Origin of the sequence: Pseudarthrobacter quantipunctorum, from assembly GCF_045291495.1 — a bacterium.
GTDB lineage: Bacteria > Actinomycetota > Actinomycetes > Actinomycetales > Micrococcaceae > Arthrobacter > Arthrobacter quantipunctorum.
Map to the genome: position 1 here is coordinate 1290025 of NZ_CP148033.1, position 26492 is coordinate 1316516.

The following is a 26492-nucleotide window of genomic DNA, read 5'->3' on the forward strand; positions in this document are numbered from 1 at the left end:
CATGGCCAGCATGCCGGCTCAGCCCCGGACCGCGCTGGTGGTGGGCGGCGGTATTTCCGGACTGCTCTCCGCCCGCGAGCTGGCTTCCGCCGGCTTCCAGGTCACAGTCCTGGAAGCCGGACCGGAATGGGGCGGCTGCGTGGGCAGCCACACCGTTGCCGGCCTGACCCTGGACAGCGGCGCGGAATCTTTCGCCACCCGCTCCGACGCCGTCGCGCGCCTGGCCGGCGAGCTTGGCCTCGCCGGCAGCATCGTCCCGCCGCGCCCGGGGGGAGCCTGGGTGCAGCTTCCGGACGGCCCGCGCGAACTGCCCAAGACGGGCGTCCTGGGCATTCCGGCCAACCCGTGGGACCCGGAAGTCAGGAGGTCGTTGGGCGCCCTGGGAACCCTCCGGGCGGCCCTGGACAGGTTCCTCCCGGCCTCAGTGGGGACGGCGGACGATGTCATCAGCGTCTCCGCCCTGGTGAGAGCACGCATGGGAAACAGGGTCCTGGAACGCCTGGTGGCCCCGGTGGTGGGCGGTGTCCACTCCGCGGATCCAGGACTGCTCGACGTCGACATGGTGGCTCCGGGGCTCCGCGCCGGTATCAGGCGGCACGGCTCCCTTGCCGCTGCCGTTTCCGCCCAGCGCCGCGCCGGCGCCGGGTCACCCGCGCACAACGGCCGCAGGCCGGAGCCCGCCGTTCCGGCCAAGGCAGGCTCTGCCGTTGCCGGCCTTGAGCGCGGGATGCACACGCTGGTCACCGCTTTGGTGGGCGACCTTCGCACCCGCGGGGTGACGCTCCTGTCCGCGACGCCCGCCTCAGCGGTGGCCCGGACTGCTGAAGGGTGGCGGGTCAGCTCGCCGGGAGCAACGTTCGACGCCGGCCTGCTGGTGGTAGGCGTTGACGGTCCGGCCGCCGTCGGACTTTTGGAAGCCGCGGTGCCCTCCCTGGCAGGGCGACGGCCTCCGGCAGGACCCGACGTCAAGCTCGTCACGCTTGTTCTCGACAAGCCCGAACTGGACCGCCGTCCCCGGGGCACGGGCGTGCTGGTGGCGCCCCAGACCCCCGGCATTGAGGCGAAAGCCCTGACCCATGCCACCGGCAAATGGGATTGGCTGGCCGAAGCGGCCGGCCCCGGCCGTCACGTTGTCCGGCTCTCCTATGGCCGGGTGCACGGGGCCGGCGAACAGCCCGGCGGTCCTGACACCGACGCCGAACTGCTGGGCGCGTCCCTGCGTGATGCGCAGGCCCTGCTGGGCGTGGCCATCAAAGCCGAAGACGTGGTGGACTGGGATGTGGTCCGGTGGCGGGGATCGCTGCCCTTCGCCGCTGTGGGACACCGCGCCCGCGTAGCGGACATCCGAAAGGCCTGTGCCGCGGCGGGGAACCTGGCTGTGGTTGGCGGCTGGGTGGCGGGCAACGGGCTGGCCGCTGTGGTGTCCGACACGATCGAACAGATCCGCAGCGTGGTCCGCTGAACGTCACTACTGGTCAGGAGCCGGTAGCTGCCATGGGCCTCCTGCCCGGGCACTAAGCCGCTGATCTGCCCGGCTTTTATTTCGCCTGGCGACGTGGCTAGGGTCGATGACTATGTTTCACAACAGGTCTGAAATTCTCACGTCCCGGACCGGCATCCATGGGGGAGTCCGGCGCGGCACTGCGGCTGCGGCGGTCGGAGCGGTACTGGTCCTTGCAGCAGGCGTCCCCGCCTCACTGGGTGATGAGGGGGATCCCCAGCCCGGCAGCACTTCCGCTCCTTCCAGGCAGGACGCCCCAAGCCAAGACCCTGGCGGCAAGGAGGCAGGCAGGGCACCACGCACGGAGCCGCGCAAGGAGAAAACCGACGACGGCGGCAGGCCTACCAGGGAGGCGGCTGCCCCTTCTCCAGTCCCTTCCACCCTGTCCGCTCCAGCTCCCCTCCTTCCGGCGGTCACAGCCTCGCTGGCTCCCTCGGCCGCGGCGTCCCCGTTGGCCGTACCGTCGACGCCCCTCCCGCTCCCGCCAGACGTGCCGGAGATCCCTTCGGCAACGCTTCCTGCAACAGCCGTTCCGGTACCGTCCCTGTCTTCGCCGGGGACACTGACAGGGAGCCCGGCTCCTTCCGCGCCCGCCCAGCCGACACCGGCCGGCACTCCCACCGGGGCGCCCGTGCCGTCGTCGGAACCCGGGACGCGGGCGGAGCAGCCCGCGGCAGACCTGCCTGGCACCGAACACCCAGGCATTAAAAGCCCAAGCACCGAGCACCCGGCCACCGCCCAGCCGGGCGCCGTCCAGCCAGGCATTCCCGGGGACGGCGCGCCGCCGCCTGCGGCCGGCCCCGAGGCCGGGGCCGGCACGCCGGGAGCTCCGGGGGCAGCCGAAGCAGCACAGCCGGACCAGGCCCGGGAACCGGGCGGCCGCACTCCGCAGGCCGAAGGGACGCTGCCGGGCAGCAGGCAGCGCGTGGGCTCCTACATCAGCACGCAGCCGGAGCTGCAGGCAGCGACGATCGGGCTCGGCCTGGGACTGGTGGGCCTGGCCGCCGGTGCGGGCGTGATCTACCTTCGGTTGCGGAAGCCCTAGGGGAAGCCGGGAACTGCCCGGCCCTCCCGCTGATGTGACGTTGCGCACTTCTACGGCTTGTAGAAGTTGTTGGTTTCGACTTGACGGGTAGGAGGGGGCAAACTTGTAACCATGAGCCACACATCTGCCGAATCTGTCACTAAAACCGAAGAATCAGCCGAGCAGTTTTTCACCCTCTGGACGGTATTCAAGCGCTCGGAGACCCTGATCCGCAGCGCCGACGCAGCCGCTGACTTCGAGGCCCTCCTGGAACGGCTGGCCCGGGCCGGTGTGACGCACCGCGGCAGCTACGACGTCTCCGCCATGCGGGCCGACGCGGACGTCATGGTGTGGCTCCACGGCCCCAAGCCGGAAGCGCTGCAGCAGGCCATCCGCGACATCCGCCGCAGCACCCTCTTTGCCGGCACGGAAATTGTCTGGTCCGCCATGGGCGTGCACCGCGAGGCCGAGTTCGCCAAGAACCACACGCCCGCATACTCCCGTGGGGTAGCGCCGGCGGAATGGCTGTGCGTCTACCCGTTCGTCCGCTCCTACGAGTGGTACATCCTGCCCGAGGAAGAGCGGGGCGCGATGCTTCGCGAACACGGCCTCCTGGGCCGGGAGTTCCCGCAGGTCATCTCCAACACCGTCTCCTCGTTCGCCCTCGGTGACTGGGAATGGATCCTGGGCCTTGAAGCCCCCGAACTGGTGGACCTGGTGGACCTGATGCGCCACCTGCGCGCCACCGAAGCACGCAACCACGTCCGGGAGGAAGTCCCGTTCTACACCGGACGCCGGATTTCCCCGGCAGAAGTAGCGGAGGTGCTCGCATGAGCCAGCTTGACCCCACAACCGACGGCGGCCCCGTCGTCGTCAACCCTGTCACCGAGGCCGGGCGGATGGCACCCAAGAATTACGACGCCGTCCTCCTCGCCTCCTTCGGCGGGCCGGAAGGCCAGGAGGACGTCATCCCGTTCCTCCGCAACGTGACCCGCGGCCGCGGCATCCCGGATGAACGGCTGGAAGAGGTCTCGCACCACTACCGCGCCAACGGCGGCATCAGCCCCATCAACCAGCAGAACCGCGAGCTCAAGGCTGCCCTGGAGGCCGAACTTGCTGCCCGCGGCATCGAGCTGCCGGTCCTCTGGGGCAACCGCAACTGGGCCCCGTACATTCCGCAGACCCTGCAGGACGCATACGACGCCGGCCACCGCCGCCTCCTGATGATCACCACGAGTGCCTACTCCTGTTACTCCAGCTGCCGCCAGTACCGCGAGGACATCGGCATGGCACTGACCGAAACCGGCCTGGACGGCCGGCTCGAAGTGGACAAGGTGCGCCAGTACTTCGACCACCCCGGGTTCGTGGAGCCGTTCGTAGAGGGCACCGCCGCCGGCCTGGCGGAAGTCCGGGAAAAGCTCGCAGCCGCAGGCACCCCGGACGCGCCGGTCCAGATCCTGTTCGCCACCCACTCCATCCCCACCCGGGACGCGGAGGCGGCCGGCCGCTCAGAGGGCGAGCCCCGCGAATTCGCGGAAGGCTCCGCCTACGTTGCCCAGCACCTGGCCACGGCTGCAGCCGTCATCCAGCGCGTGGAGGAGGAATCGGGCCTGACGGCGCCCTGGTCCCTGGTGTACCAGTCCCGGTCCGGCGCTCCGCACGTGCCCTGGCTGGAGCCGGACATCAACGACGCCATCGAGGAACTGGCCGGCCAGGGTGTCAAGGGAATTGTCATCGTCCCGCTCGGATTCGTCAGCGACCACATGGAAGTTGTTTGGGACCTGGACACCGAAGCCCTGGAAACCTGCGACAACCTGGGGCTTACCGCCACGCGCGTCCCCACACCCGGGACACACCGCAAGTTCGTCAACGGCATGGTGGACCTGATCTCAGAGCGGACGGCTGCCAACAACATCAGTGACCGTCCGGCGCTGACGGACCTCGGTCCCTGGTACGACGTCTGCCGCCCGGGCTGCTGCCAGAACTTCCGCGGCGAAAAGCCCACGATTGCCGGTGCGGACACCACCGTGGGCACCGGGCACGACTCCTACCCCGGCGAGGCCGGCGCCAGCCAGCCAGCCGCTTCCGGGGGAGCGCCGCAGCAGTGACGGTCCGGATCGGCACCCGCGCCAGCAAGCTGGCGCTCACCCAGACGCAGCAGACCGCAGACCAGCTGGCCGCCGTCGGAGGGTTTCCGGTGGAGCTCGTCCACATCCGGACCGACGGCGACGTCCTAACGGGCTCGCTCTCCCAGATGGGCGGCACCGGCGTTTTCGTCGCCGCCCTGCGCGATGCGCTGCTGCGCAACGAGTGCGACGTCGCCATCCATTCACTCAAGGACCTGCCCACGGGCGCGGCCGTAGGGCTCAGCCTGGCGGCAACCCCGCGGCGGGTTGATGTCCGCGACGTCCTGTGCGCCCGGGACGGGCTGAAACTTGCCGACCTCCCCGCGGGCGCCAGGGTGGGCACCGGCTCGCCACGGCGCGCCGCCCAGCTCCGCGCCGCACGGCCGGACCTGGAGATCGTCGATATCCGCGGCAACGTGGACACCCGCCTTGGCCGGGTCCCCGGGCTGCCGGGCAACGCCACAACTGAAGTGGTTCCCGGCAAGTCCTGCGACCTGGACGCCGTGGTACTGGCAGCCGCAGGCCTGGAACGCATCAGCAGGCTGGACACCGTCAGCGAGTTCCTCGAAACGGACGTTATGCTTCCCGCCGCCGGGCAGGGGTCGTTGGCCATCGAGTGCCGCACGGCCGACGCCCCCGCCCGGCCCGGCTTTGCCGAAGGGTCCAAGGACGTCCTGGCCCAGGCCCTCAGCGCACTTGACGATCCCGATACCCGGCTCGCGGTCACGGCCGAGCGGGCCCTGCTGGCCCGGCTTGAGGCCGGCTGCGCGGCACCGGTTGGCGCCTACGCCTTCCGCAAGGGCAGCCTGCTGCACCTGGAGGCCGTGGTGTGCGCGGTGGACGGCACGGCCTCTGTCCGGGACAAGCGGGCCACCGACGGCCTCACCGAGGTGGGCGCCACGCTGCTGGGCATCGAACTGGCCGAAGTCCTGCTCGCCGCCGGCGCCGCGGACATCGCGGACCTGCAGGCTTCCTGATTCCGGCCATGCGGTTGCCTGTCCAGTGCGTCCGGCAGGTCCGGCCGGGACGCGGGTAAGTATGCAGGACAAGGGTCTGCCGCCGGAGCGGCCACTGACCGGGGCGCGGGTACTGATCACGCGCAGTCCGGAGCGATCGCTGGCGCTCGTGGACGCGCTGCAGGAGGCCGGCGCCAGTGCATTCCTGCTGCCCTTGATCGACTTCGAGCGTGCGCCGGACCAGCACTCGCTCGATGTTGCCTGCGATGCCCTGGGTGCGGGGGCATTCGACTGGCTGGTGGTCAGCAGCGCCACCACGGTCCATGTGCTCACGGCCAAGGCCGCTGAACGGGGCCTGTCACCGGCCCAGTGGATCCCGCCTGCCACCCGGATAGCCGCGGTGGGTGCGGCGACGCGCAGGCTCCTGGAAGACCGGGGGCTTAAGGTCGCACTCACGCCGGAGGATGAGCAGTCCGCAGCAGGTTTGCTCGCTGTGTGGCCGGGCGGGGACGGCAAGGTCCTGCTGCCGCAGGCCGACATAGCATCGCCCCGCCTGGCGGGGGGCCTGTCAGCGGCCGGAAGCAACGTCACTGCAGTGACCGCATACCGCACCGTTGATTACCCCGCGGCAGCGGAACGCAGGCTGGCCATCCCGGCGGACAGCGGGGGAACGGACCGGCAGCCGCCGTCGTACGCCCTGCTCACACCGGAAATCGCCGCAGCGGAGCTGGCGGCCGGACGCCTCGACGCCGTCATCGCCGCTTCCCCCAGCGCCGCCCGGCGCATCCATGAACTTTCCCCTTTGCGCGGGTGCCGCCTCGTGGCCATCGGGCGTTCGACGGCGGACCAGGCCGCCGCGCTTGGCTTGCCGGTGGCTGCCGTTGCGGCTGAGCCCTCGCCGGCAGGGCTTGTTGCCGCCGTCGTTGCAGCACTCCGCACAACCGAGGATGCCGGCGGAGAACCACCCTGACGCGGGGGACGCCCGCCAGCGGGCATGAGCACACCACCCGTACAACGTTAAGGACAGGACCATGACTTTTCCCAGCCACCGCCCCCGCCGCCTCCGCACCACCCCCGCCATGCGGCGGCTGACGGCCGAAACCCGCTTGGCGCCCGCAGAACTTATCCTTCCGGCCTTCATCCGGGAAGGCCTGGCGGAGCCCAACCCCATCACCTCGATGCCGGGCGTTGTCCAGCACACCACGGAGACTTTGAAGCGTGCCGCGGCGGAAGCGGTGGAGCTCGGGCTGGGCGGCATCATGCTGTTCGGCATCCCGGAGACCCGGGACGCCGAGGGAACGGCATCCCTTGACCCGGACGGAGTCCTGAACAAGGCCATCAGGGACGTGCGCGCCGAGGTGGGAGACGACCTGGTGGTCATGAGCGACGTGTGCCTGGATGAGTTCACGGACCACGGCCACTGCGGCGTGCTCGACGCCGACGGTTACGTGGACAACGACCGTACCGTGGAAATCTACGCCCAAATGGCCGTGGCCCAGGCAGACGCCGGCGCCCACATGCTGGGCCCCTCCGGCATGATGGACGGCCAAATTGCCGCCATCCGCGCCGCCCTGGACGGGGCGGGCCACACCAGCACGTCCGTCATCGCGTACTCCGCCAAGTACGCCTCCGCTTTTTATGGCCCCTTCCGCGAAGCAGTCGACTCCCAGTTGAAGGGTGACCGGCGGACCTACCAGATGGATGCCGGCAACCGTACCGAGGCCCTTCGCGAGGTGGAACTGGACCTCGCCGAGGGGGCCGACATCGTGATGGTCAAACCTGCCATGAGCTACCTGGACATCGTGGCCGATGTTGCCGCCATGAGCCCGGTCCCGGTGGCGGCCTACCAGATCTCCGGCGAGTACGCCATGATCGAGGCTGCTGCCGCCAACGGCTGGATCGACAGGCAGGCCGCCATCACCGAGTCCGTGCTGGGCATCCGGCGCGCCGGCGCCCACATGGTCCTGACCTACTGGGCCGCTGAGCTGGCCGGCTGGCTGAGGGAGTCCTGATGGCTGGCACCCCGGCTCCCCGGTCCGTATCCGTTCCCGAGAGTCCCACCGCCCCGGTTGCACCGGACCGGATACTTCTGGGCCTGAACACGTTCGGCGACGTCGGCGAGAATCCGGACGGAAGCCCGCAGCCGCATGCCCGGGTGCTGCGCCAGCTGCTCGAAGAGGCCCAACTGGCGGACGCCGTCGGACTCCATGCCTTTGGCGTGGGGGAGCACCACCGCAAGGATTACGCGGTGTCCGCACCGGAAGTCTTCCTCGCCGCCGCTGCCGCCCGCACCACCCGCATCAGGTTGGGTTCAGCTGTCACCGTCCTGAGTTCCGATGATCCCATCCGGGTGTTCCAGCGGTTCTCCACCGTGGACGCCATCTCCAACGGCCGCGCTGAGGTCATGCTGGGCCGTGGCTCCTTCATCGAGTCCTTTCCGCTGTTCGGGCTCGACCTGGCCGACTACGAGGTCCTGTTCGAGGAAAAACTCGAGCTCTTCGACAAAGTCCGGGCGCAGAAGCCCGTGCACTGGGAAGGCCGTACCAGGCCGGCAGTGGCCGGGTTGAGCGTGTACCCGCCGCTGGAGCGCCACCTGCTGCCCACCTGGATCGGGGTGGGCGGCACGCCCGAATCCGTGTTGAGGTGCGCGCAGTACGGCTATCCCATCATCTTCGCCATTATTGGCGGGCAGCCCCGTGCCTTCCGCCCCCTCGTGGACCTGTACAGAGAAGCGATGGCGAAGTACGGCCACCCCATGCAGCAGGTGGCCACCCATTCGCCTGGACATGTGGCGGACACCGACGAGCAGGCCCGCGAGGAACTCTTCCCGCACTGGCTGAAGCTGCGGAACAAGCTCGGCGCCGAACGGGGCTGGGGTCCGGCGGGGAGGGGCGAGTTCGACGCCCTGTGCGCGCCCGAGGGTGCCCTCTACGTCGGCTCTCCCGAGACGGTGGCCCGGAAGATCGCCCTGCTTAGGCAGAACCTGGGCGTAGACCGCTTCGACCTCAAATACAGCAACGGCCCGCTGCCGCATTCCGCCATGATGCGCTCCATTGAGCTGATGGGGACGGCAGTGGCGCCCCGCGTGGCTGAACTGCTGGCCGATTCACCGGCCCGCTAACTGAGAGAATAGGAACCATGACTTCCAGCAACCCTCGCAACGAGGAACTTTTCGACCGCGCCCGCCAGCTCATGCCGGGCGGGGTCAACTCCCCGGTCCGCGCCTTCGGGTCCGTGGGCGGTACGCCGCGCTTCATGGTCTCCGCCAAGGGGCCGTACCTGACGGACGCCGACGGCAAGGAATATGTGGACCTGGTGTGCTCCTGGGGTCCGGCGCTGCTGGGCCACGCACACCCCGCTGTGCTGGACGCGGTACACGCGGCAGTGGACCGCGGCCTGTCCTTCGGTGCCTCCACTCCGGATGAGGCGAACCTGGCCGAAATCGTCAAGGAACGCGTTCCCGCCGTCGAACGCCTCCGGATGGTATCCACCGGCACCGAGGCCACCATGACCGCCGTCCGCCTGGCGCGCGGGTTCACGGGGCGCAACCTCATCATCAAGTTCGCCGGCTGCTACCACGGCCACCTGGACGGTCTCCTCGCGGCCGCAGGTTCCGGCGTCGCCACCCTTGCCCTGCCCGGGTCCGCCGGTGTTACGGAAGCCACCGCCGCCGAGACGCTGGTGCTGCCCTACAACGACCTCGCCGCCGTCAAGGAAGCCTTCGCCACACACGGGCAGAACATTGCGGCCGTGATCACCGAAGCAGCCCCGGCCAACATGGGCGTGGTGACCCCGGGGGAGGGCTTCAACCTCGGCCTGTCCCGCATCACCCGTGAACATGGGGCGCTGCTCATCGTGGACGAGGTGCTCACCGGTTTCCGCACGGGCTACTCCGGCTACTGGGGGCTTACCGGCGGGGCGCCGGACGCCGCCGAGCCGTGGACCCCGGACCTGCTCACCTTCGGCAAGGTCATCGGCGGAGGAATGCCGACGGCGGCCCTCGGCGGACGTGCCGACGTTATGGATTACCTCGCCCCCACGGGGCCCGTGTACCAGGCCGGAACGCTCTCCGGAAACCCCGTGGCGATGGCAGCCGGCGTGGCCACCCTGACCCATGCCACCCGCGACGTCTACTCCTTCATCGATGTCCGCTCGCTGGAACTTTCCTCGGCACTGTCCACCGCCCTGGACGCCGCAGGCGTGGACCACTCCATCCAGTTCGCCGGCAACCTCTTCTCCGTGGCCTTTGGCACCTCGGCCAACGGCGTCCACAACTACGCCGACGCCCAGGCCCAGGAAAGCTTCCGCTACGCGCCGTTCTTCCACTCGATGCTGGAGTCAGGGGTGTACCTGCCGCCCTCGGTCTTCGAGGCCTGGTTCCTGTCCGCCGCGCACGATGACGCCGCCATGAACCGGATCTTCGACGCACTGCCGGCCGCAGCAAAGGCCGCCGCCGCGGCACAAGGGTAGGGACTCAGGCGAGTCCCGCCGTCGTCCCTTTAACTCCCCGCGAAATGGCACTTGACGGCAATTCCGGAGCCTGAAACTGCCGCAAAATGCCATCTCGGCGGAACCAGAAATCCCCGGCTGCGGGCTGCAGCCGGGGATTTCTTTGTGCGCTCTTGGAGCTAGAGGACGTCGGAGAGGAAGCCCCTCAGCCGGTCCGTCCTTGGCTCGGTGAAGATCTGTTCCGGCGGCCCGGATTCCACCACGACGCCGGCATCCATGAAGGTCACGGTGTCCGACACGTTGCGGGAGAATCCCATCTCGTGGGTCACCACCACCATGGTCATGCCGCCCTTCGCCAGGTCCGTCATCAGCGCCAGGACGCCTTTGACGAGTTCCGGGTCAAGAGCGGAGGTCGCCTCATCGAAGAACATGACCTCGGGCTTCATGGCCAAAGCCCGGGCAATGGCCACGCGCTGCTGCTGTCCGCCGGACAGGTTGGCCGGGCGGGAGTCTGCCTTGTGCTTCAGGCCCACCAGGTCCAGCTGTTCCAGGGCTTCCGCGCGTGCCTGCTCCTTGGACAGCTTCCGCAGCTTCCGCAGCGCCAGGGACACGTTGTCCACCACCGTTTTGTGCGGGAACAGGTTGAACTGCTGGAACACCATGCCGATCCGCTGCCGGAGCTCGTCAGGGTTGTCCTTCAGCACCGAGCGGCCGTCCAGGAGGATATCGCCCTGGTCGGGTTCAATCAGCCGGTTCATGACCCGTAGGAGCGTGGACTTGCCGGATCCCGACGGGCCGATCACGGAGGCCGTGGTGCCCTTCTCCACATGCAGGTCAATGCCGCGGAGAACATGGTTGTGGCCGAAGGAAAGGTGCAGGTTCTTGCCGGTCAGGGTACCGGAAGCGAATTCCGTCATGCCTGTGCCCCCTTGCCGATAGGCGCGGCCAGCTCGTCCGGTTCCTTCTTTTCAGGCTTGCCGGTCCGCAGGCGGTTGTCGATGAAGTTCACGAAGTGCGTCAGCGGGACGGTCAGGATCAGGTAGAGCACCCCGGCGGCCACGAGCGGAGAGAGGTTTCCGGTGTTGGCCATGGCGTCATTTCCGATCCGGAAGATTTCCCGGTCGGAAGCGGCGAGCCCAAGCATGAACACCAGCGACGAGTCCTTCAGCAGCGAGATGAACTGGTTCACCAGTGCGGGCAGGACCCGCCGGATGCCCTGCGGCACCACTACCAGGCGCATGGAACTGCCGTAGCTGAAACCCAGCGCCCGGGATGCCTCAAGCTGGCCCTTCTCAACGCTCTGGATACCCGACCGGAATATTTCACCGATGTAGGCAGCCGCGATCAGGGTCAGGGCCAGGATGCCCAGTGGGTAGGGGTTCCGGGACCCGGTAATTTCCCGGGCGATGGGGCTGAGCCCGATGCCGATGACCAGGATCACCAGGATGGCGGGCAGGCCACGGAAGATGTCGGTATAGATACGGGCCACCCATCGGGCTCCCGCGTTGCGGGAGATGCCCATCATGGCCAGCGCGAGCCCCAAAAGGGAACCGAAAATGCCGGAGGCCACGGCCAATATCAGCGTGTTGGGCAGTCCCACCATGAGTAGGGCGGGAATGACCTTGGCCATTTCCTCCCAGTTGAAGAAGGTGTCAGCCAGTTGGTCCAAGAGATCCATAAACGTCCCGGCTCAATCAGCTCTGCGGAACCGTGGCGGCCTTGCTGCCCGGCTTCCAGTCGGCCGGCATTTCGCGGTCCGGGTACCACTCCTTGGTCAGCTTGGACCAGGTTCCGTCGGCGATTACGGCGTCCAGGCCGGAGTTCAGCGCATCGATCAGCGGCTGGTTGTCCTTGGCCACGGCGTAGGCAGTGAAGTTCTGCGTGTTCACGACGGATTCGGCGATGACGGTGCCGTCGCCTTCCTTGACCTGGCCGGTGGCCTGCTGGGACGGCGCAACCCAGGCGTCCACCTGGCCGTTGCGCACGTTGGCGTACACGGTGGCGTAGTCCGGGAAGCGGATCGGCTCAAGCTTGAGGGTGTTGGTGACGTAGTCGTCCTGGACGGTGCCCTGGACCACGCCGATGCGGAGGTCGCCGGTGAGGTCGGCAAAGCCCTTGACGTCGCTGTCGGTCTTGGCAACCACGGCCATGAAGCCAAAGTCGTAGCCGTTGGTGAAGCCTACGTTCTGGCGGCGGGCATCTGTGGTGGAGATGGAGGAGGACCCGACGTCGAACTGCTTGGTCTGGACCTGGGAGAGGAGTGCCGAGAAATCGGTGGCAACGAATTCGACCTCGAGGCCAAGCTTGCCGGCGATGGCGCGCAGCAGTTCGTTGTCGTAGCCCGTGAACTTGCCAGAGGGGTCGATGAAGATGTTCGGCGGGGCGTCGGACAGTGTGCCCACCTCAAGCTTGCCCTCTGTATTAAGGCCCAGCGTGGCCGTGTCAATCTGGTCGACCGGAGTGACGTCGGCGGTGGTGTACTTGTCCAGCGTCTGCTGGTCGCTGCCGGCGAGGGCGTCCGTGGGTGTCCCTGAGGGCTCGGCGGACCCTGAGCCGCAGGCGGCGAGGGAGACAGCCAGGGCAAGTGCCACGGGAGCCGTGGTAAGCCACTTCATCGCTTTGATTTTCATCAGGTTGTCGCTTTCATCTGAGTCATTAGTCAACCGGGCCGCAAGGCTGCGCTGTGGCGCCTGGCACCTGCCCGGCGCTGTTCACGCACGGCAAGGCAGGGGTGACCGCAAAACTTTATTCTCTCACCTGCCCCTTTTCCCTAAGGAACCGAACTGGGGCACTGTAAAGACGGTCTAAATCGAAGATTGTTCCCTCGTGGGAGCATCATCCGGTTCGATCGAACGGCCAGGCAGGAAGATGCCGAATGTGGGCACACGAATTGGGTACCCGTATGTGAAGCCCTGTTACTGTGACTTGCCTCGCACCGTGCAGCGGCAGTTTTCAGAAGCCGCCAAGGCTTGCGTCCTGCGGGGGAAGCACGGGCCAGTCACCCTCGATGACCGCAGCCGGCTTGGTCTTCCGGAGGTACCCCTGGAAGTCCGCAGCCTGGCTGATGGCCCAGTCCACCTGCAGCTGGTGAAGCTGGCTCGCGGGCATCATCAGCTTGGGAAATTTCCCGGCCATGGCGTCCAGGACCCTCAGCGTGGCCAGGGCATCGGCCGCGGAGGTGTGGGCATTGTCCAGGACCACACCGTACTCTTCACACAGCGCCGTCAGGGTGCGCTTGCCTTTCCGGTAGCGGTCCACCTGCTTGTTCATGATGTAGGGATCCAGGACCGGAAAGCGGCTCAACTGGGGCACGCCATACCGTGCGGACTCCGCGGCCAGAACGGTGAAGTCGTAGCTCGCGTTGAAAGCGATGACGGGGACGTTCGTGTCGAAAAGTTCCTGCAGGACTGAGGCAAGCTCCTGCGTGACTTCGTGTGCAGGCCTGCCCTCCCGCCGCGCTTTTTCCGTGGTGACCCCGTGCACGTCGCTGGCTTCCGTGGGAATCTCCACCCCAGGATCGGCCAGCCACTCATGTTCCCTGATGACGTCGCCGTTGTGGTCCACCACCGTTACCGAAGCTGTGACGATACGTGCAGCCCGCGAGTTGCGCCCCGTGGTTTCGAGGTCGAACGCTGCGCGGGGGAGGGTGTTCCAAGTGCTCATATGTCAACGCTAAAGGGCACCACTGACAATTCCGTGGAGCCCCACTGCCGCTAGATTGGATCAATGCGGATTGAGTACGTGGACGCGGTGCTGGCCGTGGTGGAGCTGGTGCCAGCCGCCTCCGTAGTGGCGTATGGCGACGTCGCCGAGCTGCTGGGCTCGGGAGGCCCCAGGCAGGTAGGCAGTGTGATGAGCCACTACGGAAGCGGCGTGCCCTGGTGGCGGATCCTCAAGGCGAGCGGCCATGCACCTGCCGGGCATGAGGTTGAAGCCCTCCGCCATTACCTTGCCGAGGGGACACCCCTGGTGGGCGCATATGTGGAATACGAACGGACCCGGGAAGGACGCTGGCGCGTGGATCTTCCGGCCGCCCGGTGGACGCCGACCGAAGGTGAACTGGACGTGATTGATGCCGTTGCCGGCGGGCTGGAGCGGCGGCTGCATGGATTGTCAGTGGCTGATGATGGAATGTCTGGGTGACAGTAACAACGCCTTTGACAGGCCCACGTGACGAGTACCGGGATGCTTCGCCGGCAGGTCCGGCCCCTGATGCGGACACAAGTGCCGGCCCCGGAGGCGGCAGCCCGGACCGCAGTCAGGGAAACCCGGAGACAGTTGGCCTTAGGCTGCTACCGCCCCGCCACATCCATGCGGTGGAGCCCCGGCTGACTGCCGACCAGCAGGCCGCCGTTGATGTCCCCCAAGGAGCCGGCCCGGTACTGATGCCCGGCGCTCCGGGAACAGGCAAAACCACCACCCTCGTCGAGGCCGCCGTCCGCAGGGCATTCCGGGACGGCGTGGATCCTGAGCGGATGCTGATTCTGGCACCCAGCCGCCTTGCCGCAGATACCCTTCGTGATCGCTTTACCGCACGGTTGGACAGGAGCCTGAGCACAACGCCGGCGCGCACTTGGGCCTCGTACGCCTTCGATGTCATCAGGCGGGCCAAAGCCGAAGGGCTTCTTTCCCTGTCAAGGCCGCCCAGGCTCCTCTCGGGCCCCGAGCAGGACCTCATTATCAAGGAGCTCCTTGAAGGACACCGGCTCCCGGGGCTGGAACTGCCCTGGCCGGCGGATATGGAGGGAGCGCTGGAAACGCGCGGTTTCCGGCAGGAAGTCCGGCAGTTGTTTGACCGGATCATCGAATCGGGGCGCACCCCGGAGGACCTTGTGCGGCTTGGACATGACTGCGGCAGGCCGGACTGGATTGCCGCTGCCGCGCTCTACTCGGAGTACCGGGACGTCCTGGACCTGCGGATGCCTGAGGCATTCGACCCCGCCGGGATCATCACGGCTGCCCGGCAGATCTTCCAGGACTTTCCTGCGTTCCTGGCTGCGGAACGCGAACGGCTGCAGGTCATCCTGGTAGACGACATCCAGGAGGCCAATCCCGCAGTCTTTGAGCTGCTGGCCGATATCGCCGGCGGCAAGGACTCTTTCGTCGCCTTCTGCCCGGACACCGTCGTCCAGGGCTTCCGTGGGGCAAGGCCAGACCTCGTGGCTGAGCTGCCGCACCTGCTGTCGCCCGGCGCCCCCGTTGTGGAGCGTCCGCTGCGGCATGCCCACCGGCAGAAACCAGCGGTTGCCGAAGCCTGGCTGAGCGTTGCCGGACGGATCTCCCAGAGGGCCGGCGGCCAGCTGGCCAGGCGCCTCGAACACTCCGGCAGCGGCGGGCCGGAAGGGGCAGTGGAAGCACACCTCGTTCCGTCCGCCGTGCACGAACTCCGCTACGTTGCCCAACGGATCCTGGACCAGCACATCAACCATGGCCGGGACCTGGCCGACGTCGCGGTCATTGTGCGCAACGGCGCGCAGGTCAGCGAGTTCCAGCGGTATCTGTCCGGCCAGGGGATCGCCGTGCGGGTCCCGGTGGCTGAGTCCGCTGTCCGGGACGAGGTAGCCGTCCGTCCGCTGCTTGATGCTTTCGCCATCGCGCTGGACCCCGCACTGCTCACCCCCGAGGCAGCAGTGTCGCTCCTGACCTCGCGTATCGGCGGAGCAACGTCCATCGAGCTCCGTCGGCTGCGGCAATCCTTGAGAAGGGAAGAAATCAACGGCGGCGGGGGGCGGACCAGCGATGCGCTGCTGGTCGAGGCGCTGCTGGAGCCCGGCGCGCTGTCAACCCTCGGCATCGAGGGCCGTGCCGCACGGCGGGCGGCACGAATGATCCAGGCAGGCAGCCGGGCAGCTGCTGAACCCGGCGCCAACGCAGAGTCAGTCCTCTGGGCCCTCTGGCACTCCACCGGGCTGGCCGGCAGCTGGACCGGGACGGCTCTCTCCGGCGGACCCCACGGAGCCCGGGCGGACCGCGACCTGGACGCCATGATGGCGCTCTTCCACACCGCGGAGCGCTACGTGGACCAGATGCCCGGGGCGGGCCCTGAACAGTTCCTCGAATATCTCCTGAACCAGGAGCTGCCCATGGACACCCTTGCCGCCCGCGCCCAGGTGGACGACGCCGTCGAACTTATGACTCCTGCCAGTGCGGCCGGGCGTGAATGGCCGGTGGTGATTGTTGCCGGCCTCCAGGAGGGCGTCTGGCCGAACACCCGGCTCCGCGGCGAGCTCCTGGGAAGCACCCTGTACAGCGATGCCGTGGAGCACGGCGCCGGCTACGCCCTGCAGCGGGATCCCTTGAGCCGGCTTCGCGATATCCGGTATGACGAGCTCCGCAGCTTTTCCACTGCAGTGTCCCGCGCCCGCGACCTTCTGGTCTGCACCGCTGTATCTTCCGAAGACGACCAGCCCTCCTCCTTCCTCGACTACGTGGCACCCTTGGCGCCCGGAAAGGAAACCCGGGGCTTCACCTCTGTGGAGCGTCCCATGACCCTCCGGGCGCTTGTTGCCGAGCTGCGGCAGCATGCCCAGCTGGACGGAAGGGACGCGCCGCGGGCGGAGGAAGCGGCCAGGGTGCTAGCACGCCTGGCCAAGGCGGAGCCGCCGGTCCCGGGCGCGCATCCGCAGAGCTGGTGGGGTCTTCCGCCGCTGAGCTCCGAAGCGGCAGTGGTTCCACCTGGCGGTACGGTCTTCGTTTCGCCGTCAAAAGTGGAGACAGTCCAGAAATCACCACTCGACTGGTTCGTCCAGGCCGCAGGGGGCGAAGCTGCCACGGACTTCGCCCGAAGCCTGGGCACCCTGGTCCACGCGATTGCCCAGGAACTGCCGGATGCGTCCGGCGCCGAGTACGTCGCTGAGCTCGTCCGGCGCTGGCCTGCCCTGGGCATGAAGGACAACTGGGAGGGCAGGCTTGATTTCCAGCGTGCTGAGACCATGGTGCGAAAGTTGGCGCAGTACGTCCTCCTGATGCGCAGCGAGGGCAGGAGCCTCGTTGGAGTGGAACAGGATTTCGAGGTGGGGCTTGGCAGGGTCCCCGTTGACGACTACCCGGACCGGGACGCCGTCCTGCGCGGCCAGGTGGACCGTCTGGAGATAGATGCCGAGGGCAGGCTGGTGATCGTGGATCTGAAAACGGGGAAACGCCAGCCAGGCAAGGCGGAACTGGCGCGGCATCCGCAGCTGGGCGCCTACCAGGCCGCTGTGCTTGCCGGCGGGTTCGACGACGGTCCGGGCAGCCAGGCGGGTGCGGTGCCCGGCGGGGCTGTACTGGCCCAGCTGGGAACCGGAGTGAAAAGTCCCGCCATCCAGCAGCAGGACCCGATCGATCCCCAGGACAACTGGGCCCTTGACATGGTGAAGGATGCGGCGTCGGTGATGGGAGGCAGCGCCTTCGAAGCACGGCATGATCCGTCCAAAGGCAGCCACGGCGGCCATGGCTGCCGGCTCCCCGAGGTCTGTCCGTTGTGTGTGCGTGGAAGGCAAGTGACTGAATGATGCAGGATGTGCAAGAGCAGGAGGCTTCCTTTGCTGCCGCGCCGTCGGCTGCCAGGCCCTTGGCTGCCGGGCACGGGGCCGGTGCCGCCACACCGCGCCCGCCGCGGTTCAGCCCGGAAGAGCTATCTGTGCTTCTGGGCGAGAAAAACGTTCCCACCCCGGAACAGTCGGCCATCATTGCCTCGCCGCTGACCCCGCGGCTGGTCATTGCGGGGGCAGGATCGGGGAAGACGGCCACCATGGCCGACCGCGTGGTCTGGCTTGTGGCCAACGGTTGGGTGAGGCCGGAGGAAGTCCTGGGCGTGACCTTTACCAGGAAAGCAGCCGGTGAACTGGCATCCCGCATCCGTGCGAAACTGGCTGCCCTCCAGCGCTTGGTCGCCCAGGACAAGATGGCCCAGGACAAGGCTGACCGGGATAACGGCCGGGGGGTTTTTCCGGAGGGACTGCTCAGCAGCGATGCCCTGGAACCGAAAGTCTCCACGTACCACTCGTTCGCCAGCGGCATCGTCTCCGATTACGGGCTCCGGCTGGGTGTGGAGCGTGATGTGGTCCTGCTGGGCGGTGCTCAGGCCTGGCAACTGGCCACTGAGGTCGTGGAGGCCTATGACGGCGAATACGGGCATTTCCGGGCTGCCAAGTCCACGCTTGTGAAGGCAGTTATCCAGCTGGCCGGTGAGTGCGCCGAGCACCTCCAGGAGCCCGAAGACGTTGAAGCGTGGCTCATGGCGCGGTTGTCCGACTTCGAGTCACTCCCTTACCTTGCCGATAAAAAGAAGAACCCGCCGCAGCCAGTGGCCGATCTCGCCGGGATGCTGCGGACCCGGGCAAGCGTGGCTGACATGGTTGGACGCTATGCGGCGGCCAAGCGGGCGCGGGGTGCACTGGACTTTGGTGACCTGGTGGCCCTCGCCGCCCGTGTGGCGCGGGAAGTCCCCTTGGCTGCCCAGATGGAGCGGCAGCGCTACAAGGTGGTCCTGCTGGACGAGTTCCAGGACACCTCCCACGCCCAGCTGGTCCTGTTTTCGCGGCTCTTCGGCGGCGGGCATGCGGTGACGGCCGTCGGCGATCCCAACCAGTCGATTTACGGATTCCGTGGCGCCTCCGCGGGGCAGCTCTTCCATTTTGTACGGGAGTTTCCGGTAAGGACGGGGACGAGCGGTCAGGGGGCAGCGGAGGAAACGGCCGTAGGGAAAGAGGCAGCGGAAGACGCCGGGACCTGGGCACCTGCGCCGACGTCCTACCTGACGACCGCTTGGCGGAACGGGCGATCGATCCTGGCGGCGGCCAACGTCATGTCCGAATCCCTGGAACGGGCGGCCGCGCAGCGCGGCCCGGCCGGAGGGGGAGGAGCGGTGCCTCCCGAAGTGCCGCCGCTGCAGCCCAGTCCGAACGCAACCGCGGGGTCTGTGGTGCTGGGCCGGTTTGCCAGCGACGTGGACGAAGCCGCCGCGCTCGCTGAGGACATCCTGAAATACCGTGTGACGGACTTTGAGCTCGAGCCCGACGGTTCCCCGGTTCCGCCCGCCATCGCAGTGCTGTGCCGGCGTCGTGCCCAGATGGAACCCATCCGGCGCCAGTTGGAGGCCCGGGGGATTGCCTACGAGATCGTCGGTCTTGGCGGCCTCCTCGATACTCCGGAAATTGTCGATCTCGTGGCCACCTTGCGCGTCCTCGCCGACCCCGGCCGCTCCGACGCGCTGATGCGCCTGCTGGCCGGGGCCCGCTGGCGGATAGGCCCGGCAGATTTGATGGCGCTGAGGGACTGGTCCAGCCAGCTGGCCCGGCGGCGCGGCCAGGCAGGAGCGGCCGACGACAACGTCCCGGACGGCGAACCGGCTGTCCTGGAAGGCGACCTCACAGACGCCGCCAGCCTGGTGGAGGCGCTGGACTGGCTGCCGCGGGAGGGATGGACCTCATCGAACGGCAGGTCCCTCACTCCGGCCGGGCGCGGGCGGATGCTTCGGCTTTCCGCGGAACTGCGCCAGCTCCGGGGATACCTGGGGGACGACCTGACCACGCTGCTGGGGGAAGTGGAAAGGGCGATGCTCCTCGATATCGAGGTTGCCGCACGGCCGGGCATCAGCATCCACCAGGCCCGCCGGAACCTTGATGCGTTCCAGGACGCAGCCGCGGGCTTCCTGCGGACCTCCCAGCGCGTGGACATCCTCGCATTCCTGTCCTGGCTGGAGGCGGCCTCAGCTGAAGAAAACGGCCTGGAAGCACCGCCAAGCGATGTCAACCGTGAGGCTGTCCAGCTGCTCACCGTGCACGCTTCCAAGGGTCTTGAATGGGACGTTGTCTTTGTCCCGGGGCTTAATGCCAAGGACTTTCCCAGCGACCGCGACTCGCGCTGGAGCAGTGGGTCAGCTGCCCTCCCCTGGCCGCTGCGCGGCGACCGGGCGGATTTGCCCCAGTGGGACCTGGACCAGCCGGACCAAAAGGGGTGGCTGGACGCGGAAAAGGACTTCAAGGCAGCCGTCCAGGCGCATGGGGAGTCAGAGGAACGCCGCCTGGCATACGTGGCTTATACACGGGCCAAGCACGTCCTTTGGGCGTCCAGCGCAGCGTGGGTGGGGTCCAGGTCCGGGCGGGCTGAAATGTCGCCGTTCCTTGCAGAGCTGGAGCCATTGGCCGCACCGGCCCGCGACAGTACTCCAGTGCGGGCAGGCATTCACCCGCGTTCGGTTGAGGAATCTTCATTGCCGGAGGCCAGCCCACTGGCTCTTGACATGGAGGTGGCCAGCTGGCCCTACGATCCGTTGGAGGGGCCGGTGGATCCCCGGACGGGAGAGCGCCTCCGCCTTGCCAGGGGCCGCAGGGATGCCATGGAAAGGGCATCCGTCCGGGTGATGGCTGAGTTGGAAGCCCTGCAGGACGGGAGTGTGCTGCCCCTGCGGGGCGCCGGAGTGCCGGCGGGTGCTGTGCCAGGCCAAGACACCTTGATGGCCACGGATCCGCCGTTGGCCGGCCCGGCCGCCGGCTGGGCGCGGGAAGCGGCGCTGCTGCTGGAACGCCGGGCAAGGAAGTCGTCCGTGCAGGAGGTCCACCTCCCCACCCATATCTCCGCGTCCACCCTGGTGGACCTGGGGGAAGACCCAGGGGCGGTGCTCTGGCAGCTCCGCAGGCCCGTACCGCGCGAGCCGGGCATGTCGGCACGGAAGGGAACGGCTTTCCACGCCTGGGTGGAAGAGTACTTCGGAAGCGCAGGCATGCTCGACCTCGGCGAGGCGCCGGGCTCGGATGACCACATCGATGAGGCGTATGACCTGGATGCGATGGTAGCCACTTTCCGGTCCTCCCCGTGGGCCCACCGTTCGCCGGCCTTTGTGGAGGTGCCGGTGGAGACGCGGGTAGGAGACGTGGTGGTCCGTGGACGGATTGACGCCGTCTTCCAGGACGCGGATGGCCGCTGGGACCTGGTGGACTGGAAGACCGGACGGCGGCCATCAGGGGCCCAGCTGCGGTCCCGGGCCGTGCAGCTTGCCGTGTACCGCCTGGCGTGGTCGCGTCTGAAAAACGTGCCCCTGGAGGATGTCAGGGCTGCGTTCTTCTACGTGGCGGACAACGAGATTGTGCGGCCCCACGACCTCGCATCCGCGGGTCAGCTGGAGGGGATGGTCGCTGCTGCTTTCACTGCCTGAAAGGCGCCCCGCGGGCGTCCCCTTGGCCTAAGTGCACCGCGGTCTAGTTCTTGTGGACGTCAACAATGGTGAGGGCCGCCGTCGACGTGTCATCCGGACCGCCCGGTACGTCCGGGGAGTTAGTCTTCGTGCCCTCGCCGGTGCCGCTTCCGGCGCCGGCACCGCCTTCACCACCGGCAGGTGCCGGTGCAGGTGCCGGGTCTGCGGGTAGTGGTGTCACGTGCACAGCCGGCTGGACTGCCGGAACCGGAAGGACGGTGACCGGAGGCACCGGGACGGGTGCACCGCCGTCGGCCGCCCGCATGCCAGGGCCGGCTCCGGACCCTGCGGCCTGTGCTCCGGAAGACGGCGCGGCGGGCGCGGCCGCGCCGGTAACCGCGGCAGCCGCCGCGGACGGAAGGGGTTCCACGCTGATGGGCTGGCCGCCGTGTTCTGCAATGTCGCTGGCCAGGGTGGCCAGCATCTCCTCTGCCTCGGCAACCATGGTGGCGTCACCGGCTGCGATGCCCTTGACCAGGTACTGGGCCAGGGCGAATTCAGCCGACAGCGCTGCCCGCCGGAGCAGGTGCTTGTCGGGCTTGTCGCGGCGGGCGGTGGTGTACGCGTCCAGGACGGCGTCCACAAAGTCCTGCTCGTTGGATGCGACAAGCCACGCGAAGTCGTCCGCGGGGTCGCCGATGCGGAGGTCCGTCCAGCCAGTCACGGCGGTGACCCTTGGGCCTTCCACGAGAAGGTTGTCCTCATGGAGGTCCCCATGCACCACGGAGGGATTGAAGCGCCACAAGGAGACATCCTCAAGGGCGTGCTCCCAGCGCAGCAGCAGGGCCGGAGGAATTTTCCCCGTGGTGGCCGCCTGGTCCAGCTCGTTCAGCCTGCGCTGCCGGAATTCGTTCGGGGTGTAGCTGGGGAGGTCGGCGTTGCTGACGATCGCGCGGGGAAGATCGTGAATGGCTGCCAGTGCCGCACCAATTTCCCGGGCCAGGGAATCCGGCCCGGCCGTCATTTCCTCGACGCTGCGGGTGATCCCGCCCAGGTGCGAGTAGACGAACGTGCTCAGGCTCCCCAGGCGCACGCTGCCGGCAACCGTAGGCATCAGGAAGGGCAACTCGGCGCGGATAGCCGGGGCGAAGGCGCGCAGGACGAGGAATTCTGTTTCGAGCCGGGCGCTGGCCTCGGCATGGCGCGGCGACCTGACCCGCCAGCGCTTTCCCTCCGAGTCAAGGAGCAGCGCTGAGTCGAAGTCCGCGGGGTCGTCCGGGGCAGAGCTGACTGCCGTCGGGGTCAGGCCGGGAACGGCCGCGGTTGCAACGGCTGCCAGTTCAATCGCTTTTCTTCTCACCTTTCAACGGTAGATTGCCCGCGGACTGTGAGGCCGGTCCGGCGGCGGCGAGTCTTGAGATACCTGAAAATCAGGGGGTGCTGCCAGCGTGGCCAGGCTGCAAATGTCAATTGTCAGCCCCAATCAGTACGGTTGACCTATGAGCCACGCCGAGTCTGTTACACCGGTCTACCAGGGGCAGCCTGCAACGCTGCCCGCGAACCATCTCATGGACACACTGCTCCCTGTCAGGCCGGCGCTGGTGGACCGCGGGTCGGCCGTCCGGACGGCCCCCGGAATCGTGGATGAACAACTGGCCAGTCCCGAAACGCTTGCGGTTGTCCTCTCCGGGCGGCAGGGCCTGGTGCAGGGCGATGGCCTGTGCCTGGTTGCCGCGCAGCCGCTGCTCCAGGAGCTCACTGCAGCCGGGTCGGCGCCCGAACTCGTCATTTACCTGGGCTCCGCGCTTCCGGATTCGGATCTGCCGGCTGGAACCGGCCTCCTGCTGTATGTCCTGACGGAGCAAGTAACTCCGGGCACTGCAGGGATCCCGTCCGATGCCCGCTGGGCCGGCTTTCGTGAGGTTGCTGGCGGCCTGGGCGCAACGCACACCGCACTTTTCGTTGAGGCCAGCGCCATCACCAACTGGCACGCCGGGCACACGCACTGCCCGCGCTGCGGTACCCCCACCAACGTGGAGGCAGGCGGTTGGGTACGCCGTTGCCCCGCGGACTCCTCGGAACACTACCCGCGGACTGACCCGGCCATCATTGTCACCGTGGTGGGCCCTGACGGCCGGCTGCTGCTGGGCGGCGGCGGTCCGCAGGACGCCAGGAACTATTCCACGCTGGCCGGCTTCGTGGAGCCCGGGGAGTCCCTCGAGCAGGCAGTAGTCCGCGAGATTTTTGAGGAGGTGGGAGTCAGGGTGACTGCCTGCCAGTACCTCGGATCGCAGTCGTGGCCGTTCCCAGCCTCCCTTATGCTTGGATTTACCGCCGTTACCGAAGACGCCGAGGCAAGGCCCGACGGCGTTGAGGTCACCAGGGCGCGCTGGTTCAGCCGCGAGGAACTCCAGGAGGCTGTGCTGGCCGGTGATATCACCATTTCCAGCCGGCTTTCCATTGCCCGCTCGCTGATAGAGCACTGGTATGGCGGACGCATCCAGGACCGGCCCGGGGACTGACCTAATACGAATCCACCAGACTCCAGCACGCGGTAGTCGAGACAAAGAGCAGCAGAAGTGACTACAGAAGATTTTGACGGAGCAGCATCGCTTGAGGACCGCATACTGGGAGGCCTGGACGCAGAGCAGCGGGAGGTGGCCAGCACCCTGAACGGCCCGCTGTGCGTCCTGGCCGGGGCAGGGACGGGCAAGACCCGAGCCATCACCCACCGCATCGCCTACGGCGTCCATTCCGGCGTCTACTCGCCGCAGCGGCTTCTGGCCGTGACTTTTACGGCCCGCGCTGCTGCCGAAATGCGGAGCCGGCTGCGTGACCTTGGAGCAGGCAACGTCCAGGCGCGAACGTTCCACGCCGCGGCACTGCGCCAGCTTCAGTTTTTCTGGCCGCAGGCTGTCGGCGGGACCCTGCCCAACCTCCTGGACCACAAAGCGCAGATGCTGGCCGAGGCTGCCCGGCGGCTACGGCTCAGCACCGACAGGGCCTCCATCCGCGACCTCGCCTCGGAAATCGAGTGGGCCAAGGTGTCCATGCTGACGCCGGCAAACTACCTGGAAAACGCGCAGGACCGAGGTGCCCCGGGTGGCTTCGACCTCACCGCCGTGGCCCGGGTCTTCCAGTCCTACGAGGACGTGAAGACGGACCGCAACGTCATTGACTTCGAGGACGTCCTGCTGATCACGGTGGGAATTCTCCAGGAGGACGAGAAAGTCGCTGCCACCGTCCGTGAGCAGTACCGCCACTTCGTGGTGGATGAGTACCAGGACGTTTCCCCCCTGCAGCAGCGTCTCCTTGAACTGTGGCTGGGCGGCCGCGACGAGCTCTGCGTGGTGGGCGATGCCAGCCAGACCATCTATTCGTTTACAGGGGCGTCCCCAAAACACCTGCTGGAGTTCAAAGCCCGCTATCCGAAGGCCAACGTGGTCAAACTCATCCGGGACTACCGCTCCACGCCGCAGGTGGTCAAGCTCGCGAACGACCTTCTGGCGGGCAGGCGCAGCGGCGGCCCGGTGGCCGACGCCGCTTGGGCGGCACCCCTTCAGCTCGTGGCCCAGCGGCCGGCAGGACCGGCACCACAGTTTACGGAGTGCGCGGATGACGAGGCCGAGGCCGCCACTGTTGCCCAGAAGATTAAGGCACTGCTCGACGCCGGCACGCCCGCCAGCGAGGTAGCTGTCCTGTTCCGCACCAACGGCCAGTCCGAGGCATATGAGCAGGCCTTGGCCGCCGCCGGCATCGGGTACCAGTTGCGCGGCGGCGAGCGGTTCTTCGCCCGCAAAGAGGTGCGCGACGCCATCCTGCAGCTGCGCGCAGCAACCCGGGCTGTGACGGAAACGGACTCCCCGCAACCGCTCGGGCAGCTGGTCCGGGACATCGTCTCCTCGCTCGGCTACACGGATTCGGCTCCGCACAGCGGCGGCGCCCTCCGCGAGCGCTGGGAGTCCCTTGCCGCGCTGGTTGCCCTTGCAGATGAACTGGTCCAGGTACGAGGCGCACAGTTCAGCCTGGCCGACTTCGTCAACGAACTCCAGGAACGTTCCCTGGCGCAGCACGCCCCCACCGTCCAGGGGGTAACCCTTGCCTCCCTCCACGCCGCCAAAGGCCTGGAATGGGATGCGGTGTTCCTGGTGGGCCTCAGTGAAGGGCTGATGCCCATTTCCTTTGCCGACTCCCCGGAATCGGTGGACGAGGAACGCCGGCTCCTGTACGTGGGAATCACCCGCGCCCGTGAACACCTGTCGCTGTCGTGGTCCACGGCCCGGACCCCGGGCGGCCGCGCCAACCGCAAGCCCTCACGGTTCCTTGACGGGCTGCGTCCCGACTCCGTGGCCAGTTCAAGCACCCGGGGGAAGGTGACGGTGACCCGCAGGAAAGCCGCGGCTCCCGCCATGTGCAGGGTCTGCGGAAGCATGCTCGGCACCGGGGCGGAACGCAAAGTGGGCCGGTGTAACTCCTGCCCGCCGGGCTACGAGGAACAGACGTTCGATGCCCTCCGGAACTGGCGCCGGGAAGTTGCCCTCTCCGCAGAGGTGCCTGCGTTCGTGGTGTTTACCGACGCAACCTTGACGGCGATTGCCGAAGCTCGGCCCGCGTCGCTCGAAGAGCTCGCCCGTCTCGCCGGGGTGGGCCCCTCAAAGCTGGAACGGTATGGGGAAGACGTCCTGCGTGTCCTGACGGAAAGCACCTCGCTGTGACGGCCGGCCGCTCCGCGAAGAAAGCGGAAAGAGATGCTTCTTCGATGACCACGGAAGACGGTGCGCCTGTAGTGGTGCGGCGTTCGTCCCGGCGCACCCGCACCGTAGCCGCTTTTTGGGAGAACGGGACCGCGGTGGTCGCAATACCCGCCCGGTTCACTGCTGCCCAGGAAGCTGAGTGGGTGCACAAGATGGTGGCCAAACTCCAGCGCCAGGGGGAGCGGCGGGCGGCAGCGGGCAGGAGGCGACAGGCCACGGACGCTGCCCTCGCCGAACATGCGGCGCACCTGTCTGCTAAATACCTGGGAGGACGCGCCGTGCCGACGTCGGTGCGCTGGGTCAGCAACCAGAACTCGCGATGGGGCTCTGCCACTCCGGCAGAGGGAACCATCAGGCTTTCGGACAAGCTGCGTCCCATGCCCCAATGGGTGATCGACTACGTCCTGCTCCATGAGCTTGCCCACCTGCTGGTGGCTGCGCACAACGCTGCCTTCTGGCAGCTGCTCGAGGCGTATCCGGAGACGCAGCGGGCCAAGGCGTTCCTTGAGGGGGTTTCCTTTGCCACCGGACGCGGCCTGGCCGACCCCGACGCCGACTGAATCCGT

At 67.7% G+C, this 26492-nt stretch carries 20 protein-coding genes; 15 read left to right on the forward strand and 5 right to left on the reverse strand.

What is annotated here, in order from left to right; genetic code table 11:
- The first annotated feature begins 1 nt into the window (after position 1).
- The 9 genes from hemG (at position 2) to hemL (ending at position 10077) form a co-directional block, all read left to right on the forward strand.
- The gene (gene hemG, locus WHH00_RS05970) at positions 2-1462 is read left to right on the forward strand and encodes a protoporphyrinogen oxidase (protein WP_406637324.1); all 1461 of its coding nucleotides are present in this window, start codon (positions 2-4) and stop codon (positions 1460-1462) included.
- Between the two features lie 106 nt (positions 1463-1568).
- Positions 1569-2546, forward strand: coding sequence for a hypothetical protein (locus WHH00_RS05975; RefSeq protein WP_406637326.1), 978 nt, complete (start codon positions 1569-1571; stop codon positions 2544-2546).
- 111 nt (positions 2547-2657) lie between these two features.
- Entirely contained in the window at positions 2658-3359 is a 702-nt protein-coding gene (gene hemQ / locus WHH00_RS05980) for a hydrogen peroxide-dependent heme synthase (RefSeq protein ID WP_231456283.1), read from the forward strand.
- Positions 3356-4633: a ferrochelatase gene (locus WHH00_RS05985; protein WP_406637328.1), complete on the forward strand. Its 1278-nt coding sequence runs from the start codon at positions 3356-3358 to the stop codon at positions 4631-4633. Before hemQ ends, WHH00_RS05985 begins: the two co-directional genes overlap by 4 nt.
- Positions 4630-5628, forward strand: coding sequence for a hydroxymethylbilane synthase (gene hemC, locus WHH00_RS05990; RefSeq protein WP_406637330.1), 999 nt, complete (start codon positions 4630-4632; stop codon positions 5626-5628). Before WHH00_RS05985 ends, hemC begins: the two co-directional genes overlap by 4 nt.
- 61 nt (positions 5629-5689) lie before the next feature.
- Positions 5690-6577 carry a uroporphyrinogen-III synthase gene (locus WHH00_RS05995; RefSeq protein WP_406637332.1) on the forward strand — a complete coding sequence of 296 codons (888 nt, stop codon included), beginning with the start codon at positions 5690-5692 and terminating at the stop codon, positions 6575-6577.
- Between the two features lie 61 nt (positions 6578-6638).
- Positions 6639-7619 (forward strand): porphobilinogen synthase, encoded by a 981-nt coding sequence (hemB, locus tag WHH00_RS06000; protein WP_406637334.1) that lies wholly within the window; start codon positions 6639-6641, stop codon positions 7617-7619.
- A complete protein-coding gene (locus WHH00_RS06005) occupies positions 7619-8728 on the forward strand; it encodes an LLM class flavin-dependent oxidoreductase (RefSeq protein ID WP_406637336.1) in 1110 nt (369 codons plus the stop codon). Before hemB ends, WHH00_RS06005 begins: the two co-directional genes overlap by 1 nt.
- A 17-nt stretch (positions 8729-8745) precedes the next feature.
- Positions 8746-10077: a glutamate-1-semialdehyde 2,1-aminomutase gene (gene hemL / locus WHH00_RS06010; protein WP_406637337.1), complete on the forward strand. Its 1332-nt coding sequence runs from the start codon at positions 8746-8748 to the stop codon at positions 10075-10077.
- 158 nt (positions 10078-10235) lie between these two features.
- Here the strand turns inward: hemL and WHH00_RS06015 are convergent, their stop codons facing one another.
- The 4 genes from WHH00_RS06015 to WHH00_RS06030 all read right to left on the reverse strand — a co-directional run bounded on the left by WHH00_RS06015 (position 10236) and on the right by WHH00_RS06030 (position 13719).
- Positions 10236-10973, reverse strand: a complete 738-nt coding sequence (locus WHH00_RS06015) for an amino acid ABC transporter ATP-binding protein (protein ID WP_350001836.1) — start codon at positions 10971-10973, stop codon at positions 10236-10238.
- Positions 10970-11734, reverse strand: a complete 765-nt coding sequence (locus tag WHH00_RS06020) for an amino acid ABC transporter permease (protein WP_066277429.1) — start codon at positions 11732-11734, stop codon at positions 10970-10972. Before WHH00_RS06020 ends, WHH00_RS06015 begins: the two co-directional genes overlap by 4 nt.
- 16 nt (positions 11735-11750) lie before the next feature.
- Positions 11751-12686, reverse strand: a complete 936-nt coding sequence (locus WHH00_RS06025; RefSeq protein ID WP_231456310.1) for an ABC transporter substrate-binding protein — start codon at positions 12684-12686, stop codon at positions 11751-11753.
- Between the two features lie 322 nt (positions 12687-13008).
- The gene (locus WHH00_RS06030) at positions 13009-13719 is read right to left on the reverse strand and encodes a 3'-5' exonuclease (protein WP_231456275.1); all 711 of its coding nucleotides are present in this window, start codon (positions 13717-13719) and stop codon (positions 13009-13011) included.
- Positions 13720-13782: 63 nt separating this feature from the next.
- Here WHH00_RS06030 and WHH00_RS06035 point away from each other — a divergent pair, with 63 nt between their 5' ends.
- From WHH00_RS06035 to WHH00_RS06045, 3 genes are all read left to right on the forward strand, one after another.
- Positions 13783-14199 (forward strand): MGMT family protein, encoded by a 417-nt coding sequence (locus tag WHH00_RS06035; RefSeq protein WP_406637340.1) that lies wholly within the window; start codon positions 13783-13785, stop codon positions 14197-14199.
- 173 nt (positions 14200-14372) lie between these two features.
- A complete protein-coding gene (locus WHH00_RS06040) occupies positions 14373-17549 on the forward strand; it encodes an ATP-dependent helicase (RefSeq protein WP_406637342.1) in 3177 nt (1058 codons plus the stop codon).
- Complete coding sequence (locus tag WHH00_RS06045) at positions 17549-21193, forward strand: ATP-dependent helicase (RefSeq protein ID WP_406638505.1); 3645 nt, start codon at positions 17549-17551, stop codon at positions 21191-21193. The genes WHH00_RS06040 and WHH00_RS06045 overlap by 1 nt, the downstream gene beginning before the upstream one ends.
- 43 nt (positions 21194-21236) lie before the next feature.
- On the opposite strand, the gene WHH00_RS06050 is transcribed toward WHH00_RS06045, so the two are convergent.
- Positions 21237-22532, reverse strand: a complete 1296-nt coding sequence (locus WHH00_RS06050; protein WP_406637344.1) for a macrolide 2'-phosphotransferase — start codon at positions 22530-22532, stop codon at positions 21237-21239.
- Between the two features lie 139 nt (positions 22533-22671).
- On the opposite strand from WHH00_RS06050, the gene nudC reads away from it, so the two are divergent.
- Genes nudC through WHH00_RS06065 form a run of 3 tightly spaced genes read left to right on the forward strand, consistent with a single transcriptional unit; the run spans position 22672 to position 26486 of the window.
- Positions 22672-23694: an NAD(+) diphosphatase gene (gene nudC / locus WHH00_RS06055; protein WP_406637346.1), complete on the forward strand. Its 1023-nt coding sequence runs from the start codon at positions 22672-22674 to the stop codon at positions 23692-23694.
- A gap of 57 nt (positions 23695-23751) precedes the next feature.
- A complete protein-coding gene (locus WHH00_RS06060; protein ID WP_406637348.1) occupies positions 23752-25887 on the forward strand; it encodes an ATP-dependent DNA helicase UvrD2 in 2136 nt (711 codons plus the stop codon).
- Between the two features lie 44 nt (positions 25888-25931).
- Positions 25932-26486: a M48 family metallopeptidase gene (locus WHH00_RS06065; RefSeq protein WP_406637350.1), complete on the forward strand. Its 555-nt coding sequence runs from the start codon at positions 25932-25934 to the stop codon at positions 26484-26486.
- Positions 26487-26492 lie beyond the last annotated feature (6 nt).

Excerpts from the sequence above, each read along its gene's own strand:
- WHH00_RS06065 (WP_406637350.1), top strand. The coding sequence starts at position 25,932 with ATGACCACGGAAGACGGTGCGCCTGTAGTGGTGCGGCGTTCGTCCCGG.
- WHH00_RS06015 (WP_350001836.1), bottom strand. The coding sequence starts at position 10,973 with ATGACGGAATTCGCTTCCGGTACCCTGACCGGCAAGAACCTGCACCTT.
- WHH00_RS06035 (WP_406637340.1), top strand. The coding sequence starts at position 13,783 with ATGCGGATTGAGTACGTGGACGCGGTGCTGGCCGTGGTGGAGCTGGTG.
- WHH00_RS05985 (WP_406637328.1), top strand. The coding sequence starts at position 3,356 with ATGAGCCAGCTTGACCCCACAACCGACGGCGGCCCCGTCGTCGTCAAC.
- WHH00_RS06030 (WP_231456275.1), bottom strand. The coding sequence starts at position 13,719 with ATGAGCACTTGGAACACCCTCCCCCGCGCAGCGTTCGACCTCGAAACC.
- WHH00_RS06020 (WP_066277429.1), bottom strand. The coding sequence starts at position 11,734 with ATGGATCTCTTGGACCAACTGGCTGACACCTTCTTCAACTGGGAGGAA.
- nudC (WP_406637346.1), top strand. The coding sequence starts at position 22,672 with ATGAGCCACGCCGAGTCTGTTACACCGGTCTACCAGGGGCAGCCTGCA.
- hemG (WP_406637324.1), top strand. The coding sequence starts at position 2 with ATGGCCAGCATGCCGGCTCAGCCCCGGACCGCGCTGGTGGTGGGCGGC.
- WHH00_RS06025 (WP_231456310.1), bottom strand. The coding sequence starts at position 12,686 with ATGAAAATCAAAGCGATGAAGTGGCTTACCACGGCTCCCGTGGCACTT.
- WHH00_RS06005 (WP_406637336.1), top strand. The coding sequence starts at position 7,619 with ATGGCTGGCACCCCGGCTCCCCGGTCCGTATCCGTTCCCGAGAGTCCC.
- hemB (WP_406637334.1), top strand. The coding sequence starts at position 6,639 with ATGACTTTTCCCAGCCACCGCCCCCGCCGCCTCCGCACCACCCCCGCC.
- hemL (WP_406637337.1), top strand. The coding sequence starts at position 8,746 with ATGACTTCCAGCAACCCTCGCAACGAGGAACTTTTCGACCGCGCCCGC.
- WHH00_RS05995 (WP_406637332.1), top strand. The coding sequence starts at position 5,690 with ATGCAGGACAAGGGTCTGCCGCCGGAGCGGCCACTGACCGGGGCGCGG.
- WHH00_RS05975 (WP_406637326.1), top strand. The coding sequence starts at position 1,569 with ATGACTATGTTTCACAACAGGTCTGAAATTCTCACGTCCCGGACCGGC.
- WHH00_RS06045 (WP_406638505.1), top strand. The coding sequence starts at position 17,549 with ATGCAGGATGTGCAAGAGCAGGAGGCTTCCTTTGCTGCCGCGCCGTCG.
- hemQ (WP_231456283.1), top strand. The coding sequence starts at position 2,658 with ATGAGCCACACATCTGCCGAATCTGTCACTAAAACCGAAGAATCAGCC.